This is a genomic window from Nocardia sp. NPDC051981, from assembly GCF_040680715.1.
In the GTDB taxonomy this organism is placed as follows: Bacteria; Actinomycetota; Actinomycetes; order Mycobacteriales; family Mycobacteriaceae; genus Nocardia.
This window is the reverse complement of the sequence record NZ_JBFAXK010000047.1, coordinates 1-18010: the sequence shown is the minus strand read 5'-3', so window position 1 is coordinate 18010 and position 18010 is coordinate 1. Positions and strand designations below refer to the sequence as shown.

17 protein-coding genes and 2 pseudogenes are annotated in these 18010 nt (G+C 66.3%); 13 read left to right on the top strand and 6 right to left on the bottom strand.

Annotated features, from left to right (window positions below):
• Positions 1–11: 11 nt before the first annotated feature.
• On the bottom strand, positions 12–1544 hold the full coding sequence (locus tag AB0L60_RS41175; protein ID WP_364625958.1) for an APC family permease: 1533 nt from the start codon (positions 1542–1544) through the stop codon (positions 12–14).
• Positions 1545–1774: 230 nt separating this feature from the next.
• Between AB0L60_RS41175 and AB0L60_RS41170 the strand changes: the two genes are divergently transcribed.
• From AB0L60_RS41170 to AB0L60_RS41125, 10 genes are all read left to right on the top strand, one after another.
• The gene (locus tag AB0L60_RS41170; protein ID WP_364626003.1) at positions 1775–3061 is read left to right on the top strand and encodes an aminotransferase class III-fold pyridoxal phosphate-dependent enzyme; all 1287 of its coding nucleotides are present in this window, start codon (positions 1775–1777) and stop codon (positions 3059–3061) included.
• Positions 3061–4608: an aldehyde dehydrogenase family protein gene (locus AB0L60_RS41165; RefSeq protein ID WP_364625955.1), complete on the top strand. Its 1548-nt coding sequence runs from the start codon at positions 3061–3063 to the stop codon at positions 4606–4608. Before AB0L60_RS41170 ends, AB0L60_RS41165 begins: the two co-directional genes overlap by 1 nt.
• 3 nt (positions 4609–4611) lie before the next feature.
• Entirely contained in the window at positions 4612–5217 is a 606-nt protein-coding gene (locus AB0L60_RS41160; RefSeq protein WP_364625952.1) for a BMC domain-containing protein, read from the top strand.
• Positions 5214–5744 carry a hypothetical protein gene (locus AB0L60_RS41155; protein ID WP_364625949.1) on the top strand — a complete coding sequence of 177 codons (531 nt, stop codon included), beginning with the start codon at positions 5214–5216 and terminating at the stop codon, positions 5742–5744. The genes AB0L60_RS41160 and AB0L60_RS41155 overlap by 4 nt, the downstream gene beginning before the upstream one ends.
• On the top strand, positions 5741–6019 hold the full coding sequence (locus AB0L60_RS41150; protein ID WP_364625946.1) for a EutN/CcmL family microcompartment protein: 279 nt from the start codon (positions 5741–5743) through the stop codon (positions 6017–6019). Before AB0L60_RS41155 ends, AB0L60_RS41150 begins: the two co-directional genes overlap by 4 nt.
• Before the next feature lie 70 nt (positions 6020–6089).
• Entirely contained in the window at positions 6090–6371 is a 282-nt protein-coding gene (locus AB0L60_RS41145) for a BMC domain-containing protein (protein ID WP_364625944.1), read from the top strand.
• An 82-nt stretch (positions 6372–6453) separates the two neighbouring features.
• A complete protein-coding gene (locus AB0L60_RS41140; RefSeq protein WP_364626000.1) occupies positions 6454–7062 on the top strand; it encodes a microcompartment protein in 609 nt (202 codons plus the stop codon).
• Positions 7063–7094: 32 nt separating this feature from the next.
• A complete protein-coding gene (locus tag AB0L60_RS41135) occupies positions 7095–8093 on the top strand; it encodes a phosphotransferase (protein WP_364625941.1) in 999 nt (332 codons plus the stop codon).
• A gap of 82 nt (positions 8094–8175) precedes the next feature.
• Positions 8176–8955, top strand: coding sequence for a 3-oxoacyl-ACP reductase FabG (fabG, locus tag AB0L60_RS41130; RefSeq protein ID WP_364625938.1), 780 nt, complete (start codon positions 8176–8178; stop codon positions 8953–8955).
• Positions 8956–9031: 76 nt separating this feature from the next.
• A complete protein-coding gene (locus tag AB0L60_RS41125) occupies positions 9032–9850 on the top strand; it encodes a GntR family transcriptional regulator (protein ID WP_364625935.1) in 819 nt (272 codons plus the stop codon).
• Here the strand turns inward: AB0L60_RS41125 and AB0L60_RS41120 are convergent.
• The 3 genes and pseudogenes from AB0L60_RS41120 to AB0L60_RS41110 all read right to left on the bottom strand — a co-directional run.
• Positions 9813–10038, bottom strand: a pseudogene (locus AB0L60_RS41120) (hypothetical protein); the annotation flags it as partial. The gene AB0L60_RS41125 and the pseudogene AB0L60_RS41120 overlap by 38 nt on opposite strands.
• Positions 10039–10784: 746 nt before the next feature.
• Entirely contained in the window at positions 10785–12212 is a 1428-nt protein-coding gene (locus AB0L60_RS41115) for an alpha/beta hydrolase (protein WP_364625932.1), read from the bottom strand.
• 1031 nt (positions 12213–13243) lie between these two features.
• Complete coding sequence (locus tag AB0L60_RS41110; RefSeq protein ID WP_364625929.1) at positions 13244–14023, bottom strand: alpha/beta hydrolase; 780 nt, start codon at positions 14021–14023, stop codon at positions 13244–13246.
• Positions 14024–14082: 59 nt separating this feature from the next.
• On the opposite strand from AB0L60_RS41110, the gene AB0L60_RS41105 reads away from it, so the two are divergent.
• Complete coding sequence (locus AB0L60_RS41105) at positions 14083–15849, top strand: GNAT family N-acetyltransferase (RefSeq protein ID WP_364625926.1); 1767 nt, start codon at positions 14083–14085, stop codon at positions 15847–15849.
• Positions 15850–15867: 18 nt separating this feature from the next.
• Here AB0L60_RS41105 and AB0L60_RS41100 read toward each other — a convergent pair whose 3' ends face one another.
• Positions 15868–16524, bottom strand: coding sequence for a hypothetical protein (locus tag AB0L60_RS41100; RefSeq protein ID WP_364625923.1), 657 nt, complete (start codon positions 16522–16524; stop codon positions 15868–15870).
• Between AB0L60_RS41100 and AB0L60_RS41095 the strand changes: the two are divergent.
• A pseudogene (locus AB0L60_RS41095) lies at positions 16468–16860 on the top strand (hypothetical protein); the annotation flags it as partial. The gene AB0L60_RS41100 and the pseudogene AB0L60_RS41095 sit on opposite strands and share 57 nt — an antisense overlap.
• On the opposite strand, the gene AB0L60_RS41090 reads toward AB0L60_RS41095, so the two are convergent.
• Entirely contained in the window at positions 16828–17091 is a 264-nt protein-coding gene (locus AB0L60_RS41090; protein ID WP_364625920.1) for a hypothetical protein, read from the bottom strand. The pseudogene AB0L60_RS41095 and the gene AB0L60_RS41090 overlap by 33 nt on opposite strands.
• 52 nt (positions 17092–17143) lie before the next feature.
• Between AB0L60_RS41090 and AB0L60_RS41085 the strand changes: the two genes are divergently transcribed.
• Positions 17144–17920 (top strand): phage Gp37/Gp68 family protein, encoded by a 777-nt coding sequence (locus AB0L60_RS41085; protein WP_364625917.1) that lies wholly within the window; start codon positions 17144–17146, stop codon positions 17918–17920.
• The last annotated feature ends 90 nt before the right edge of the window (positions 17921–18010 follow it).

Genomic DNA, 18010 nt, shown 5'->3' with positions numbered 1-18010 from the left:
CGCTGGTATTTTCAGTCCCGCTCATGGGAATTCTCGAGCACGATCCGTCCGATCAGATTGTAGCGACGTGGGTCGTGAGCTCGGAAGAACAGTGCGATCGCTGCGCCGAGGACAAAGAAGCCGAGCACGATCCACGGCGTCAGCTTGAACAGCAGCGTCGAGGCCGCGGAACCGGCCGCCTCGGCCTTGTGCTCCCACAGCAGGTAGACGACGTAGAGCATGCCGATCCCCCCGAGCAGTGGAGCGAGAAATGTCTTGAACCAGTTGGCCGACTCAGGGGGGTGTTTGCCGATATGGAAGTAGGCGATCACCGCGAACGCGCACAGCGCCTGCACGATGAGGATCGCCATGGTGCCGAGAATCGCGAGCACGACGTACATCTCGGAGTAGGGGTCCATGCCTGCGGCCAAGAACAACAGCACGACGGCGGTGGCGATGCCGCTCTGCACGAACGAGGCGACGTGTGGCGAGCCATGTTTGGGATGGGTGGCGCCGATGGTGCGTTGCAACCTCAGCGACAGCCCCTCGCGGCCCATGGCGTAGATGTAGCGCGAGGCGCAGTTGTGGAAGGCCATGCCGCAGGCGAAGGAACCGGTGACCAGCAGAATATTGAACACGGTGACCGCCCAGCCGCCGAGGTACTCCCGGACCGGCCCGAAGAATATCTCCGAGGCGGTGTTCGAATCCTGGGCCAGTGCAATGGATTGCGTGGGGCCGGTACCAGCGATGGCCATCCACGACACGAACACATAGAAGATGCCGACACCGAGCACGGCGAACATGGTGGCCCGTGGAATGATCCTGCCCGGGTTCTTGGACTCCTCGCCGTACATCGCCGCCGATTCGAAGCCCACCCAGGACCAGAATGCGAAGAACAGGCCGAGACCAGCGCTGGCGGTGGCCACCCCGGCGGCCGGGCTGAACGCATTGAGCGGATTGATCGACTCAGGGGCGAAACCTTCTGGGCCGCCGCCGTGTACGAGCACAGCAAGTGCGCCGAGGGCCAGCATCACGATCTCGGTGACCAGGAACGCGCCGAGCACTTTCGCGGTCAGGTTGACGTCGAAATAGGCGAGGATCGCATTGACCGCGAGCATGCCCAGCGCGAAGACGATCCAATGCACATGGATGCCGAGTTCGGTCTGGAGCAGGTTGGTGGCGAAGAACGAGAAGATGCCGACCAACGCCGCCTCGAACACCGTGTAGGCCATCGTGATGATGAAACCGCTGGCCATCCCGATGATCCGGCCCAGGCCGTGGGAGATGAATCCGTAGAACGCGCCGGTGGCGGTGATGTGCTTGGCCATTGTCGCGTACCCGACCGCAAATAGCCCGAGCACGACGGTCGCGACCAGGTATCCCGCCGGTGCTGCTGAACCATTTCCGGCGCCGACCGCAATGGGAACGTTTCCGACCATTGCTGTGATGGGGGCCGCTGTCGCGACCGCCATGAAGATCACTCCGATGGTGCCGACCGCGTTGGGTTTCAGCCGTTGAACGGACTGACTATCGGTGGTGACAGGGACATTCTGGATATCTGCCATCGGATGCGAGCCTCCTGGATCGGCGTGAATCGTCCACGGTGGCGTGTGGCCTACGCCACAGTGGGTGACGGCCATAATGGCACCGCCAAAAGTGCGATGCAAGACCAAAACCGATGTTCAATCGATTTTTGATGAACCATTGACAATCAATGGTGTGACCATTAAGACTCAACGGCGACAGTGGCTGACCGCCCGGGATGACCTCGGGCCGAATCGACGATGGGCAGGCCATGCACGACTACGGATCGTTCACCTTCGAGTCCAAAAGTGAGGTGCTCGAGAAGTCCAAGCGGTTCTGGAACCCGGACAAGACCCAGTTCTGGACCGACGCCGGCGTCGACCTGGTCATAGATCGCCGGGAGGACTACTTCCTGTGGGACATGAGCGGTCGGCGCCTGATCGACCTGCACCTCAACGGCGGCACCTACAATCTCGGCCATCGCAACGCCGAGGTGGTGGCCGCGGTGTCGGATGCGATGACCCGCTTCGACGTCGGCAACCATCACTTCCCGTCGGTTGCCCGCACCGCGCTCGCCGAGGCGCTGATCCAGACTGCGCCGTCGGGCTTGACCAAGGTGGCCTACGGGTCCGGAGGCGGCGAGGCGATCGACATCGCGCTCAAAAGCGCCCGGCACGCCACCGGCAAGCGCAAGATCGTTTCGATCGTGAAGGCCTACCACGGCCATACCGGGCTGGCGTTGGCCACCGGTGACGACCGCTTCGCCAAGATCTTCCTCTCCGACCGCCCGGACGAGTTCGTGCAGGTGCCATTCGGTGACCTGGCCGCGATGGAGCAGGCGTTGTCCCGCCGCGATGTCGCGGCGGTGATCATGGAGACCATCCCGGCGACCTACGGGTTCCCGCTGCCCGAGCCGGGCTATCTCGAGGCGGTCAAGGCACTGACCGAAACCTACGACGCGCTGTACATCGCAGACGAGGTGCAGACCGGGTTGATGCGTACCGGCGAACTCTGGGGCATCACCAAACACGGGATCACCCCCGACATCATGGTGACGGGTAAGGGGCTGTCCGGCGGCATCTACCCGATTACTGCCGCCTTGCTCAACGACCGGGCCGCGCAGTGGCTCGACCAGGACGGGTTCGCCCATATCTCGACCTTCGGCGGCGCCGAAATCGGTTGTGTCGCAGCACTGAAGACGCTCGAGATCACCACCCGGCCCGAAGTTCGCTCGATGGTGCACTACATTGCCGCGCTGATGCGGGAGGGACTCGAGGCGATCCAGGCGCAATACCCTGACTGGCTGGTCGGCATTCGGCAGAACGGCGTCGTCGTGGGGCTCGAGTTCGATCATCCCGAGGGCGCGAAGTACGTGATGCGCCAGCTCTACGAGTTGGGAGTGTGGGCGATCTTCTCCACCCTCGACCCGCGAGTGCTGCAATTCAAGCCCGGAATTCTGATGCCGCGCAACCTGTGTGAGGACGTGCTCGATCGCCTCGACGTGGCGGTCGGACGCGCCCGCAGCGAAGCGCGCAACACCGATCGGAGAGCAAAGTGATGACCACGGCACGGGCCGGGCACATGCTGGAACGCGCGCGCTGGGCGGCCGGCGCCTACGCGAGCTTCGACGCCGCGAGCGTCACGGCCATCGTCGAAGCTGTCGTCTCGGTCGCCGAGGTGAACGCGCAACGATACGCAGAGTGGGCGGTGACCGAGACCGAAATGGGCGTCGTCGCCGACAAAGTCCGCAAGAACCGGGCCTGCTCGCGCGGTCTGCTCGAGCACTACCGCGGGCAGGACTTCGTCTCGCCGCGTCTCGACGAGGCCCGCAAGATCGTCGAATTGCCCACGCCCGCCGGTGTGGTGCTGGCAGTGACCCCGACCACCAACCCGGTTGCGACGGTCTACTTCAAGATTCTGCTCGCGTTGATGACTCGCAACGCGATTGTCATCGCGCCGCATCCACGAGCCAAGGAGGTCTGCGCCGATGCCGCATGCACGCTCGGTGCGGCGGCTGTCGCGGCCGGTGCCCCCGACGGCATCGTGCAGGTGGTCGAGCAGCCCTCGATCCCACTGGTCGAGGCGTTGATGTCCGATGAACGCACCGATGTCATCGTCGCCACCGGCGGCACCGGGGTGGTGCGGTCGGCGTTCTCGTCGGGCAATCCCGCGCTCGGCGTCGGCCCCGGCAACGTGCCGGTGTTCGTGGACGCCACCGCCGATGTGCGGGCGGCGGCCGCGCGGATCGTGGACAGCAAGGCCTTCGACAACTCGGTGCTGTGCACCAACGAATCGGTACTGATCGCCGAAGCGGCGATCGCTGATCAGCTCGAACGCGAACTCGCTCGCGCCGGCGCATATGTGCTCGACGGCGACGCCGCGGATCGACTGCGCCGGTACATGTTTCCAGCCGGCCATCTCAACACCGAGGTGGTGGGCAAAAGTGCCGCCTGGATCGCCGAACGCGCCGGTTTCCGGGTGACACCGAAGACCCGGCTGCTGGTGGCGCCGTTCGACCATGTGCTGGGCGAGGAACCGTTCACCCACGAGAAGCTCTCGCCGGTCATCGGATTGACCCGGGTCACCGATGCACGGCGAGGTATCAACGCCGCCCGCGCGGTGGTGCGGATCGCCGGTGCAGGTCATTCTGCGGCAATCCACAGTGAGAATCCGGCCACGATCGTCGAGTTCGCCGCTCGGGTGCCGGTGCTCCGGGTCTCGGTGAACGTCGGGAACAGCACGGGAAGTTCGGGATTGGATACGAACCTCGCGCCGTCGATGACGATCGGCACGGGGTTCGTCGGCCGCAGCTCCATCGGGGACAACCTCGAGCCCAAGCACCTGCTGAATTGGACGCGGATCGCGTACAACAGCGACGCCGCGGTCCCGATGGGCTCTTTCGCCGGACTGGACCCATCCCAGGGCGCTCCCGCGCAGACCCCGGAATACCCGGTCGCCTCCAATGACCGCGGTCCCGTAGTCCCCTCGATCGACCGGGTGCTCGGCGTGGCGCAGCAGCGCCTCTCCGGCTTCAGCAACAACCAGATACGTGCCGAGCTACGACGCATCGTCGTTGAGGAGCTCGCTCAACTCAGCAAGGGGTAGACCGTGGCCGAGCTGCGTTCCTTCATTTTCATCGACCGTCTGCAGCCACAGACGATGTCCTATCTCGGCAGCTGGATCAAAGGTGCGCTGCCGCGGGCGAACATGGCCGCCCAGATCATCGAGGTAGCTCCTGGACTGGATATCGAGGGGGTCACCGACGTGGCACTCAAACACGCCGACGTGCAGGCCGGAGTCCTCGTCGTCGAGCGTCAGTTCGGTTACCTCGAGTTCCATGGCGAGACCGGCTCGGTGCAGGCAGCCGCCGATGCCGCTCTCGATGCCCTCGACTCGTCTGCGGCGGTGGCGATCGCGCCCACCATCCTCGCCTCCAGGATCATCACCAGCGTCGAGCATCAGCACGCGTTCCTGATCAACCGCAACAAGATCGGGTCGATGGTGCTGGCCGGTGAGTCGCTGTTCGTGCTCGAGGTGCAGCCGGCGTCGTACGCGATCCTGGCAACGAACGAGGCCGAGAAGGCCGCAGACATCAAGGTCGTCGACTTCCGGATGATCGGTGCCACCGGTCGGGTGTATTTGTCCGGCACGGAGGCCGATGTCCGGCAGGCGGCCACGGCCGCTCAGGAAGCGTTGGGTGGGCAGGCGCTGTGACCAGTACTGTTCCCCCCGACCTGCGCGCGCTCGTGCAGGAGGTGATCCGCGAAATCGTCGGCGAGAGCAAGGCGAAGAGGCCCACGACTGCACCCTCGCCGGCAAGCACCCCCACACGTCGCGCTGCCGCCGAACCCGATGCCGCGCCGTCCACTTTCGCCGCCGAGATCGGTGTCACTCCGACCGGTCCGGCAGATGCCAGCGGTCGGCAGCGCACCGAATCCGTGCGATTGACCAACGATGTGGACCTCGCCGGGTTCGTCTCGATGCTGCTCAGGCTCTTCGAGAACCCGAAGAGCCGGGCCGACCTGCGCACCGGTCGACTGCGGTTCCGTCTCGTCGGCAGCACAGCCGGGACGGCCGGTGCGGTGCATCGGGTCGAACGCGGCGTCGTGACGGAGCGGCAGCTCGCTGCCATCGCCGAGGCGGGCGGGCGGTTGGTGCTCGGACCTGGTGCGGTACTCACCCCCCTTGCACGTGAGAAGGCCCGGGCCCTCGGGGTCCCGTTCGAGAAGGAGCGCAGATGATCGCGGCAACAGTCACCGGAAGTGTCTGGGCGACACGACGAATCGACGGGCTGCCCAACGGCGCCTTCCTCGAGGTGGAGGCCGGCGGGTCGCGCTTCGTCGCCTTCGATGTCCTGGGTTCCGGCATCGGCGAGCGGGTGCTCGTCGCACAAGGATCGGTGGTGGCCAATTGGTTCACCGGACCAACGCCGCCGGTGGACGCCTTGATCATCGGCTCGATCGACACCGACTCGATGGGCACCGACAAACCCGCTCGCACCACCAAATCTCGCTGACGGACCTCGTTCCTCGGCCACCCGATCAGCTCCGTGCACGATGCACGGGCACAACCAGAAGGAGCACCACATGTCCAGCACTGCCATCGGCATGATCGAAACCAAGGGCTTCGTCGCCGCGCTCGCGGCCGCTGATGCCATGGTCAAGGCCGCGAATGTCACCATCACCGATCGGCAACAGGTCGGCGACGGCCTGGTGGCGGTCATCGTCACCGGCGAGGTCGGCGCAGTCAAAGCCGCGACCGAGGCCGGCGCGGAAGCCGCCGCGCAGGTCGGTGAACTGGTGAGCGTGCACGTCATCCCGCGGCCGCACGCCGAACTCGGAGCGCACTTCTCGGTCGCTTCGAAGTAGTCCGCACCGGTTTCCCGTAGAAGGAGGTTCACCCGTGGGCGAGAAACGCGCCGGTGCCGGCACCGACATCCGGGTTTACCTGATGGTGCAGGATTTGCAGCCGCAGTTCGCCGCGTATATGGGCACGCCCACACGCGCGCGGGGCTACCCGCCCTACGAGCGCGACCACGCGTTGATCGTGGAGGTTTCCCCCGCTCTGGCGATCGAACGGGTCATCGACCTGGCGTTGCGGTCAGTGCCATCGGTCGAGCCGGGGATCCTGTACGTGGAACGGCAGTTCGGCGTGCTCGAGATACACTCCCGGCAGCTCGACGACGTCATTGCCGCAGGTCAGGCGATCCTGGCCGGCACCGGCAACAAGGCGAGCGATCAGCTGCGCCCCCGGGTGCTCTACCACGACATCATCGAGTCGATCACTGACCAGCACGCGGTCATCCTGAACCGCAATCGCCAGGCGTCAATGGTGATGCCTGGGGAATCGTTGCTGGTCTACGAGATGACCCCGGCGTTGTTCGCGGCGGTTGCCGCAAACGAAGCCGAACGCGCGGCTCCAGGCATCACACTCGTCGACGTGCAGATGATCGGCGCCGCCGGCCGCCTTTACATCAGTGGGTCCATCGCGGACGTCACGGTCGCCCGCGACCGGATCACCACGGTTCTCGCCGGTATCGAGGGCCGCGAACACGGCTGACCGACCGGTCGGCCCCGACACGAGGAACAACGATGGCAGCGAATGGGATTTGTTCCCGCGACGACGAGGTCGCGCTGCGGGCGCTGGAGCACTACGATCTCGCTCCCGGCGTGTCATGCCGCATGATCAACCTCTCCGAGAATGCGACCTATCTGATCGAAGACGCTACTGGTGGGAACGGAGGCATTCTGCGTGTGCACCGCGAGGGCTACCACAGCCTGGCGGCGATCGAATCGGAGTTGAGTTGGCTGGCGGCGCTGCGGGCCGAGGCCGGCATCGATGCGCCCGACGTCACACGCACCCGAGACGGCCGTCGGGTGGTGACTGTCGAGATCGACGGCCGCCCGCGGCACGCGGTGCTCTTCGAGACCATGGGCGGGCTCGAACCGGACGAAGCGCAGATCGACCCGGCCGACTTCCGGATGCTCGGCGAGATCACCGCGCGGCTGCATCGGCACGCCAAGTCGTGGTGTCGCCCTGCGGGTTTCACTCGCTTCGAATGGGACTGGGAACACAGCCTGGGTGGATCCCCCCGCTGGGGACGGTGGCAGGACGGTAGCGGAGTCGGTCCCGCCGAGATTGCCCAGCTGACCCCTGCGGTGGACTTGCTCCACCGCAGGCTGACCGAGTATGGGCAGGGTCCGGATCGCTACGGGCTGATCCATGCCGATCTGCGCTTGGCCAACCTGCTGGTGGACCCGCCGCGAGTCAATGTCATCGACTTCGATGATTGCGGATACGGCTGGTACCTCTACGATTTCGGCACCACCGTGTCGTTCATCGAGGACGATCCAGCGCTGCCGCACTGGCAGGCAGCATGGTTGGACGGCTACCGATCGCATGCCGCGTTGTCTGCAGCGGATGAGGAGATGCTGGCCAGCTTCGTGTTGCTCCGCCGCCTACTGCTGGTCGCCTGGATGGGCTCACACGGCCACGCCCGCGAATCTGTATCCAAGAGCGCCGATTACGCGGCCCGGACCTGTGATCTCGCCCAGCACTATCTCGATTCCGGCGGCCGCAGTATCGGTTAGGTCGCCGCACAATCTCACCTTCAACCTGCCCGAGCTTCAATCCGCTCGGCTCGAACCATTCAGCCCCGACAGGTAGGTTGCCATGTTCACTTCTATCCAACGACGTTCCGTCATCGTCACCGGCGGCAGCAAGGGAATCGGGCGCGGGATCGCGCGAGTGTTCGCCGCGGCCGGTGCCAATGTGCTGATCACCGCGCGCGATGCCGACGGATTGGCCAGTGCCGCCGACGCTCTCGCAGGTCTGGCCGGGTCGGTTAGTACCTTGGCCGTGGATGTCACCGACCCGCTCGATTGTGCGGCGATGGTCCGGACGGCGGTCGAGCGTTACGGGGGTTTGGATGTGCTGTGCGCCAACGCCGGCATCTTCCCATCCCGGCGGCTGGAAGATCTCACCGCCAGCGATGTGGACGAGGTGCTGGGTATCAACCTCAAGGGGACGATCTTCTCCGTGCAGGCGGCCGTCGAGGCGCTCACCGCGTCCGGGCGTGGCCGGATCGTGCTGACGTCCTCGATCACCGGCCCGATGACTGGTTATCCGGGGTGGTCGCACTACGGTGCGAGCAAGGCCGCGCAGCTGGGGTTCATGCGCACCGCCGCAATGGAATTGGCGAAACGTAAGATCACCGTGAACGCGGTGCTGCCCGGCAACATCAAGACCGAGGGCCTCGACGGGATGGGGCAGCAGTATCTGGACGGGATGGCCGAGTCGGTGCCGCTGGGCCGGCTCGGCGAGGTCGCCGACATCGGTAACGCTGCGCTGTTCTTCGCCAGCGACGAGGCTGCCTACATCACCGGTCAGTCCCTGGTCGTCGACGGCGGGCAGGTGCTGCCGGAGTCGGCCGCGGCGCTCGCCGAGATATGAGGCGCAACGACTCGCGAATGGTCGCGTGCGGTAGCATTTGGTCCTACCACAACGAGCGCTCCAGAGGAGGTCCAGGTTGGGCGGACAGACCGACGAGGTGCGCCGGCGCATCGAGGCCGACATCAATTCCGGTGAACTGCCACCGGGGTCGAAGCTGGGCAGCGAACGTGAACTCGCCGAGCACTACGGCGTGAGTCGTTCGAGCCTGCGACAGGTGCTCGCGGCGCTCGAGGAGTCAGGAATGGTCAACCGTGCGATCGGTCGCTCAGGTGGCACTTTCGTCGGCCATGCCAAGGTGGAGCGCGATCTATCCGGCGTCGTGGGGGTGCCGGCGTACCTGGCGAGTCAGGGCTACATCGCCGGATCCCGGATCCTGTCCACTCAGATCGCCATCCCGGACCATCGAACCCAGCGAGCGCTGTCGCTCAGCGGGTCGGACTTCGTCGTCGACATCCGCCGTATCCGGCTCGCCGACGGCAACCCGATCTCACTGGAGCACGCCCAGCTACCCGCCGATCGGTTCCCTGGGCTGCTGGAGCGTCCTCTCGGCGGGTCGATCTATGAATTGCTGGCCCAGCACTATGATCTCGTCCCCGGCGAGGCCGAAGAACATATCGAGGCGGTCAACGCCACCGAGACAGAGGCGTCGATGTTGGGTGTGAAGCCGAAGGCGGCGCTGCTGCTGATCACCCGGACCACGCGCGACACCAACGGTGTTCCGTTCGAGTTCTCCCGGGATCTGTTTCGCGGCGATCGCACCCGGATCGCGGTGACCGCACCGGGTCACGGTATCCGCGCGGATACCCATCACAGCGGCGGCATAGTGGAGCTGCGAGCCGTCGAATCAGCTCGAACTATCAGCCGATCCGACCGGAGCAATGATAAAACCCTGTAGATGCCCGGGAGACTTCCCGTTCGTGGCCGTCGTCCGCGGCTCGGCCGCAGCATGATTCGTCGATCGGGACATCCGCCACGGCAGCCAGTTTCAGCTGTCGGCCGATGGACCATGGCTTCGCCGGTCTTCCCGAGTCGCACCACGCATTCGTGAGATCCGTGCAGGCTCCACACCTTCACGGGATGCTGGGCGGCGCGCGGCAGGCAGTAAACGAACGGATAGTGCGTCACGAACGTGGAGAGGGGCTGGTGGTGTAGGAGGAGCTTCTTGAAGCGGTGCTGCGTGAGAGATGGGATTTCTGGCCCTCCGGTGTCGCCCAGTATGGGGGAGGCATCAAACCACCCTCTGCTGCGTTAGCTGAAGATTCGGCTGGACAACCGAATTCTCCAGAAACCGCTGACGCCACTTGCCGACCGCCGTCAGCGAAACACGTTCGGCCGCAGCAACATCAGTGTTCGACCGCAACCCGCCCTCCTCCGCGCACGCCGGCACGATCCGTGCCCGCAGCGCCAGCGCCGACTTGCGCCGCCGGGTCCACCCGGTCACACGGGAGCGCGTCGGCTGTTGGCGGGATGAACTCACAGGGACGGCGATAAGCGGCCACACAGCCGATCTCTCGCGCGCCCGATCCGTCGATGCGGCCTCGGGCACGAGGCAAGCGCATAGGACGCCGGCGGTCAGACGGTTCAAGTACCGTCCTCGACCTCTACCTCAGTCGGGCTGACAGGATTTGAACCCGCGACCACCCGACCCTCAGATTCGCATCCGGATCATTTGTGCACGTCACACACGTCAGGCATGTTCGCCCAGCGTCCTTGCGACCAGGCATTGTTCGGTGGCGCGAACGCCGTGCGGCCACTAGATGGCCACCGCCGCGATTGTGATCGGCGCCGTTGGTCGTCAGCCTGTCGGGGTGGATCTGCTGGAAGTGGTGTCAAGTGAACGGTGGGACGTCCTGCTGGCAGACCGTGCCGGGTGGGGGCAGCGCGCCACGGATGACGTAGTCGCTCTCGTAGGCTTTCGCGCAGCTGCTCGGGTTGAACAGCGTGGTGTGCCCGTATCCAGCGACGGTAAGCAGCCTGGCGTTGTGCAGTTGGGCGGTCATGGCCAGGGCGTTGTGATACGGGGTGGCGGGATCGTAGAGGGCGTTGACGGTGAGGATCGGTGTCGCGGAGCGGCCCCACGGGCCGGTGTAGCGATGGGCGGCCTTGGCGGGCCAGGTGGAGCACGCCTCGGTCACCCACGCCCAGAAGGGCCCGACCGTACCGGCTCGAATGGTACTGAACTTCGCCATGGCGCCGTAGATGTGCGGATCGCGCGGGTTGGGACTCTCGCCGCATATGATCGCCAAGGGCTGCTCGACGCCCGTGTACTTTTGCTGTTGGGCCGAGCCTTCCCGGGAGGAGTGGCTCAGCGCTGTCGAGGACCGGTCCACCAGGCGATTCTCGCCCGGGTCGGGCATCTGCGGCGTTGCGCCCAGCCACAGCTGCTGCAGCAGCTCGGCCAGCGCCGTCCAGTTCGCTGGGGAACCGGCGGTGGCATGGACGGTATACAAATTAGCGCGTACGGCGTTGGCGGTGGCGGCGTAGGTGAACCCGTCCTGCGGGTGGATGAGCAGGCGGTGCAGCAGTGCCTCGTACTTCGCTCGGGTCGCCACCGCACTGCCGGCCGAGAACGGGCAGCGGATCGGGCCTGATTGGCTGCACAGGTTCAAGAACTGTTCCAGCGTCTTGGCCGTTCCCAGGTCGGATGCCTGCCGTAGGAAGGTCGACAACACCGGATTCCAGTCGTACCACGCAGACGGATCGATATTGCCGTCCAGCACCATCGCCCGGACCCGGTCGGGGAAAAGGTTGGCGTAGGTGGCGCCCAGCAGCGTCCCGTAGGACACCCCGAAGTAGGTCACCAGCTGTTCGCCGAGGACTCTGCGCAGCAGATCGATGTCGTACGCCGAGTCGGTGGTGGAGACGAACCGCAACAAGGCCGGATCACGCCGCTCGCAACCCCGGCCGAGCTCGGCGTACAGGTCGATCCACCGCTGCTCCTGCTGGTGGCCGACCGGAAACCCCACAGGCAATTGCGCGAACCAGGCATCGAACTCCGCCTTATCGTCGAAGCATTGGACGGAGGTCGATTCACCGACCCCGCGCGGATCCCAGCTGACGATGTCGAACCGCTCCTGGATCTGGAGTGGGAAGAGCGGATATGCGATTGGGAGGACTGTGGTGCCTGCTCCTGCCGGCCCGCCTGGGTTGAACAGCAGGCTGCCGATCCGATGCGCGGGGTCGGTTGCCCGGTGTCGGATGACCGCCAGTTCGATCGTGCGCCTGTCGGGATGCTGGTAGTCCAATGGTGCCGGCACGGTGGTGCATTCGAAATCCGGCTGGTCGGGGCACGGGGTCCAGACCGCGGCAGGCGTTCCCCCAGGCGCCTCATCCGACGGCTGAGCCGTGGCGGGCGCGGCGCCGCAGGCCACAGCCGCGGCCACCATCATGGATGCAACCATGCATCGGGTGAAACGAGCGCGGTTCGTCACAGATCCTCGCTATCGTCACGGTGAAAATGCGTGGCTGTTTTACAAGGAACCTCGACGCCGAACCGTAGCCGATCATGCGGCAAATGCCTGGTTAGGTCGATTCACCGGCGTGGTCCGATCGATATCCCACACAAGCCGGTGACTAACCAAATGAGCAATCTCAGGTCCGTGGGTTGCGGCGTGTGCCCCGACATCGGGCTCGCCCGTCTGTCCTACGGCCGGACTCGGCAACTCCCAGGACGCCACGACCTGAGGCGAGAACCCCGACGCGCACCGTTGACCAGGCCGAACGCGGCTTCACGTACCGCTGCGGACGGAGCCTCTTGTCGAGGGGGCGATGATCGTAGAGACCGCGCCCGCCCTGCGGTGGGCATGGGATTTGAACCCACGGTGGCGTGAACCACGACGGTTTTCAAGGTGGCTGATCTCGACGTTTGCGTGTGACGGGTGACGTTGGCATTTGGGGGGATTCGACATCTTAAGCAGGGATCACGTCACCATGACTACTGAATGGAGGTTCGACTGGTCGATATGTGTTGCTGCCGTTCCGGTGATCCGCCACCGGCGGAGCCGACCACAAGCGCATGGCAACGAATAGTTCTGTGCCGCAACGTTGTTCACGACGCTGGTGGTGGCATCACTGGCGGGCGTGGGGCCTGGCGCTGCGCCACATGAGATCCGGCTGGCGCTCGGCTGTTATGCACCCCGTCCTGGGACGGACCGATTCGATCAGTTCCGTGTAGCCAGAGCGTACATTTGGGCGCTCGGGCTCCAGTCGGACCGGCAGACGGCGAGCTGTGGGGCACGGGCGATCGTACCGGGCGTTGGCCCCAGAACGAATCGCTAGGGCGTCGTGCCTACCCGTGTCGTGCTACGTCCTCGCACAGGACGCTCGGCCAGCGTGCGAGATCGGCCGGTGTGTGCGCCACCTCCAGTGTGGCCGCCGGCAGCAGGTCCACCAGCGCCTCGGCGGTCGACACCGGATGGGCGGGGTCGTCGATCCAGGCCAACACCGTGGTCGGCACCTCGATCGCGGCGATCGCCTCGGGGGCGGGCAGGTCGCTCATCGCTGCCCCGCGGAACAGTGAGGGCAGTAGGTGCTCGGCGACATCCGGCACGGTTTCCGGCGTTCCGACGGTGGCCGGCGGGCGAGGCACGGTGAGATCGGCACCGAGGAAGGCGTCGAGTCCCTGCTCCTCGATCAAGCGGGCATTCTTCCGGTAGATGTCGGCCTTCGCGGCGCGGGTGCGCCAGGCGGTCGCGGGCACCAGCAGGGTGAGGCCGGCGAATCGGCCGGGATCGCGGACAGCGGCATGCAGCAGTGTCCCGGTGCCCATCGAAGGACCGACACCGTGCACCTGTTCACCGGGGAACCAGTGGTCGAGCAGGTTCAGCAGGTCATCGGCCAGAACCGGCCACCGATAGTCCTCGGGGACGGTACGGCCCGTCGAGTGGCCGTGGCCGCGCGCGTCGTACCGCAGCAGTCGGGTTCCGCTGAGTCCGCGGCCGAGATCGAGGTCCATCAGACGGTCGCGGTGGCGGCTGGAGGTGAGGCCGTGGAGTTGGACGACGGGGTGGCCGCCCTCGTCGCTCAGTTCCACGTCGAGGTCTGCGCCGGGAACACGGAAGGTCGGCACGGCGGCTCCAGGGTGCTGGTGAGACGGCGATCGCTCGGGAAGAAGCCTAGGATACCGTCATGCGGCTGACCAACGTCGCGCACTTGCGCCTGCCGTTCGGCCGCCTGCTGGGCTTCGACGTCACTGCGGGTCGGGTGGGCCGGTCACTCTCCGTATCCTTCGACCAGCGACGCCACGTCGGCGCCGGCGACCGAGCGGGATCCTGGATGGCGTTGTCCTTCAGGCTCTCCGCGCCGGTACCGCTCGACGAGCTCGCGACCGCCTGGCTGGCGGTGATCGAGCGGCACGGCACGCTGCGGTCGGTCTTCGTGCCGGGCGAGGACGGCGAGCCTCGGCTGTACGAGGTCGATATCCTCCCGGGCGGCTGGGTCGAGCATGTGATCGCTCCGGGGCAGGCGGTCAACGATGCGCTCCGCGCCGTGCTCGACCGTGCTTGTTCACCGTACGGTCGTCCGTCGTACCGGCTCTGTGTGCTCGAGACCGCGGTAGGGCCGACCGTGGTGGTCGCCGCCGACCACGCGCACGTCGACATGTGGTCGATGCTGGTGATCGCGCGGGACCTGCTCACCGCGCTGGCCGCGGTGCAGAAGGGTCGTGCACCCTCGTTGCCGCCCGCCCCCGCCTTCGCGGAGCACACCCGCGCGCTGCGGGACCGCCCGCCGGCACCCGACGAGGTGCACCGCCGTTGGGCTGAGGTGCTGGCGGGCAGCGGCGATGTGATGCCACGGTTCCCGCTGCCGCTGGGTGAGGCGACGTTGCAGGAGGAGCGCGTGGAGGTGCGCGATGTCCTCGACGTCGACGACAGTGCCGCGTTCTCGGCGCAGGCCCGCGATGACGGCGTCTCGACCTTGGCGCTGGTGGTGGGGGCGATGACCGAGGTGACCCATGAGTTGGCCGGCACCGCACTGCGGGCCGTGTTTCCGGTGCACAGTCGGTACGACCCCACCTGGCACGACTCGGTGGGGTGGTTCATCACCAACTCGGTGCTCGAGTCGGCCGACTCCGATCCCCGTGCCAGCGCGGAGGCGGTGAAGGAGGCCGTCCGGATGGGGTCCTGGCCACTGGAGGACATCCTGCGTCCGTGGGGCGGGATGCCCGAGGCGCCGGGGATGTTCGCGATTTCGTGGCTGGACCTGCGTCGGCTGCCGGTGCGAGTCGACGCGACCGGATTGGAAGCGCAGTACGTCGGCGCGACGATTCGGACCGACGGCGTGATGCTCTGGTTCATCCTCGACGAGGCGGGGCTGCACCTGCGTTGCCGGTATCCGGACACTCCCGAAGCCCGGCGGCACGTCGGCGCCTGGCTGGACACGCTGATCGCCCGACTGCAGTCACGGGCACGGGCTTCGGTCGGTGGTCGGCTCCGACTCGGCGACCGGATCTATCGTGTGCAGCGGGCGGGGCGTGCCGACGTGCCAGCGCTGGTCGCGCTGCTCTCCGACGACGAGATCGGCCGTACCCGCGAAGGTTTCGAAATTGCCCGCTACGAGGAGGCATACGACGCCGTCACCAGGGACCCGTCGCACTATCTGGCCGTGGTCCGGGACGAGGGCGACCGGATCGTCGGCACCATGCAGCTCACCATCATTCCGGGGCTGTCCCGCGGCGGCGCCACCCGCCTCCAGATCGAGGGAGTCCGGGTCGCTGCCTCGGAACGCTCTCGCGGCATCGGAACCGCGATGCTCGAGTGGGCACACGACCACGGCAGGCACCGAGGTGCGACACTCGCGCAGGTCACCACAGACCGGGTGCGCGAGCGGGCTCACGCCTTTTATGCGCGGCTCGGGTACGACAACAGTCACGTCGGGCTGAAGCGGGCGCTCTGACCGATTCCCGGCGCTCACTCAGGGGCGCGAGAGGGGCGCCTCGTCCAATGTCCGGTGGTGGCTGAACCGCCGTGGCAAGCCGATCAGCTGGGCGACGAATCCGGTGGCGGGCCGCGTGACCGAAGCGATCGAGTTGTTCGAACACGATCTCGTCGACCGGATGCGGGTCCTGGCCGCTGACCACCCCGACACCCTGCGCTCCCGCCACGACATCACCCACGCCTCGTTCGAAGCAGGCTTGTCCGAACCGGACAAGCACCGACGGCTCTGTGCGGCGACCGCAGAATCCGTGCCAGGCACTGCAGTGGCGGCGTGGGCGCGGGCGACCTGGGCGCGGTAGCGCAGGGCGTCCAGGCCTCGGACCTTGCGGGCACCCTTGAACAGGTTGCCCAGTTCGAAGTGGGGGAACCGGGTGGCCGCATCAACTGGCGCCTGACCCCCGAACGGATCCTGATCCGCCTCGGCCTGGCCGACCCGACCGACCGCACCGCCAGCGAGGCCGCCGCCCAGCGCCGCCTCATCGACGTCGCCCTCGCCGTCGATCACGCCAAAACCCTGCGCGACACTGGCGCCCGCACGTGGCGGATCAACCGCTCCAAGCAGCAGTTGCAGAAGGCCATGCGCCGCGCCATCGAGGACGGCGGCCTGATCATCGAGCCCGGCCGCGACCGGCAAGCCGTCCTACTCGACAACATCCGCATGCTCTCGGGCACCACGGCACTGCTGGAACTCGACCTGCCCCACCCCTGGGTGCCGACCCCTGCCGAAACTGCCGACACCGCAACCGAACCGGTGCCGACGAATGCCGACCGGCCACCGAGCCCGCCTCCGGATTCCTCGGCAGCCCAACAAGAACTGCCGACCTATGCCGTCGCGGCACCCGCCGTCGACTCCATCGAGAACGAGCAGGGTCGGCACAACCCGCGACCAACGCGGCAACTACGCAAAGACCCGACAGTCCGCGCCCGCGTCCTCGAACTACGGGCAGCCAACAAACCTGTCACCGAGATCGCCGCCGCCCTCGACACCAGCCCCCGCACCATCGGCCGGATTCTGGCCGACCTCGACGCCGAAACCGACAGCCCGGCTGCCGACCTGCCGACTCGGCAGGACATGCCCGACCCGGCAGGACCATGGCCCGACGGCCTGCGAATCGTCACCGCCACCGACGCCACCGACCAGTCGGCCGGCGCCGACAGCGAATCGGAGGTTCTCGACGCCGAAGTCATCGACGACGACCAACTCGAAATCACCCCGCAGCCGCGCTGCCCAACACGGCAGGAGGTGCCGGGCGATGACCGGAATCGAGTGGACCGAAACCACCTCGAACCCCACCACCGGCTGCGACCGCATCAGCCCCGGCTGCGACCACTGCTACGCCTTGACCATGGCCAAACGGCTGCGCGCCATGGGATCAGCGAAATACCAGACCGACGGCAACCCCCGCACCAGCGGACCCGGATTCGGTCTGGCCCTACACCCTCAGGCGCTGACCGAACCGCTGCGATGGCGGCGCCCCCGGCGGGTGTTCGTCAACAGCATGAGCGACCTCGGCCACGCCCGCGTCACCCGCGAGTTCCTGGCACAGGTCTTCGCAGTGATGGGCATCGCCCACCAACACACCTTCCAAATCCTCCCCAAACGCCCCGGACGCCCCGCGAAGCTGCTGGCTGACAGTGGATTCCGTGAACAGGCAGCGCAGGCGATGCTGTTCGAGGACGGCAACGGTGGCGATGACGTGTTCGACTGGCCGGTTGTGAATGCGCCCTGGCCGTTGCCGAACGTGTGGATGGGAACCTCGATCGAGTTCGACGAATACTGCTGGCGGGCTGATGAACTGCGCAAGATACCCGCCGCGGTGCGGTTCCTGTCGTGCGAGCCGTTGCTGGGACCGCTCCCGAGCCTGGACCTGACAGGCATCGACTGGGTCATCGCTGGCGGCGAATCCGGACCCGATGCTCGCCTCATGGACCCGGATTGGGTTCGGGCACTGCGCGATCAGTGTGTCGCTGCCGGGGTCGCGTTCTTCTTCAAACTTCTCTGCACCATGACCAGGACGAGTCGTGGGTGAGGGGCCGGAAAGATTTCGGACAGCGCATCTTTGGTTTCTCTACGCTGCCTGGTTCCGTTCGAACCACTCGGACTCTACTTCGTTGGGAGT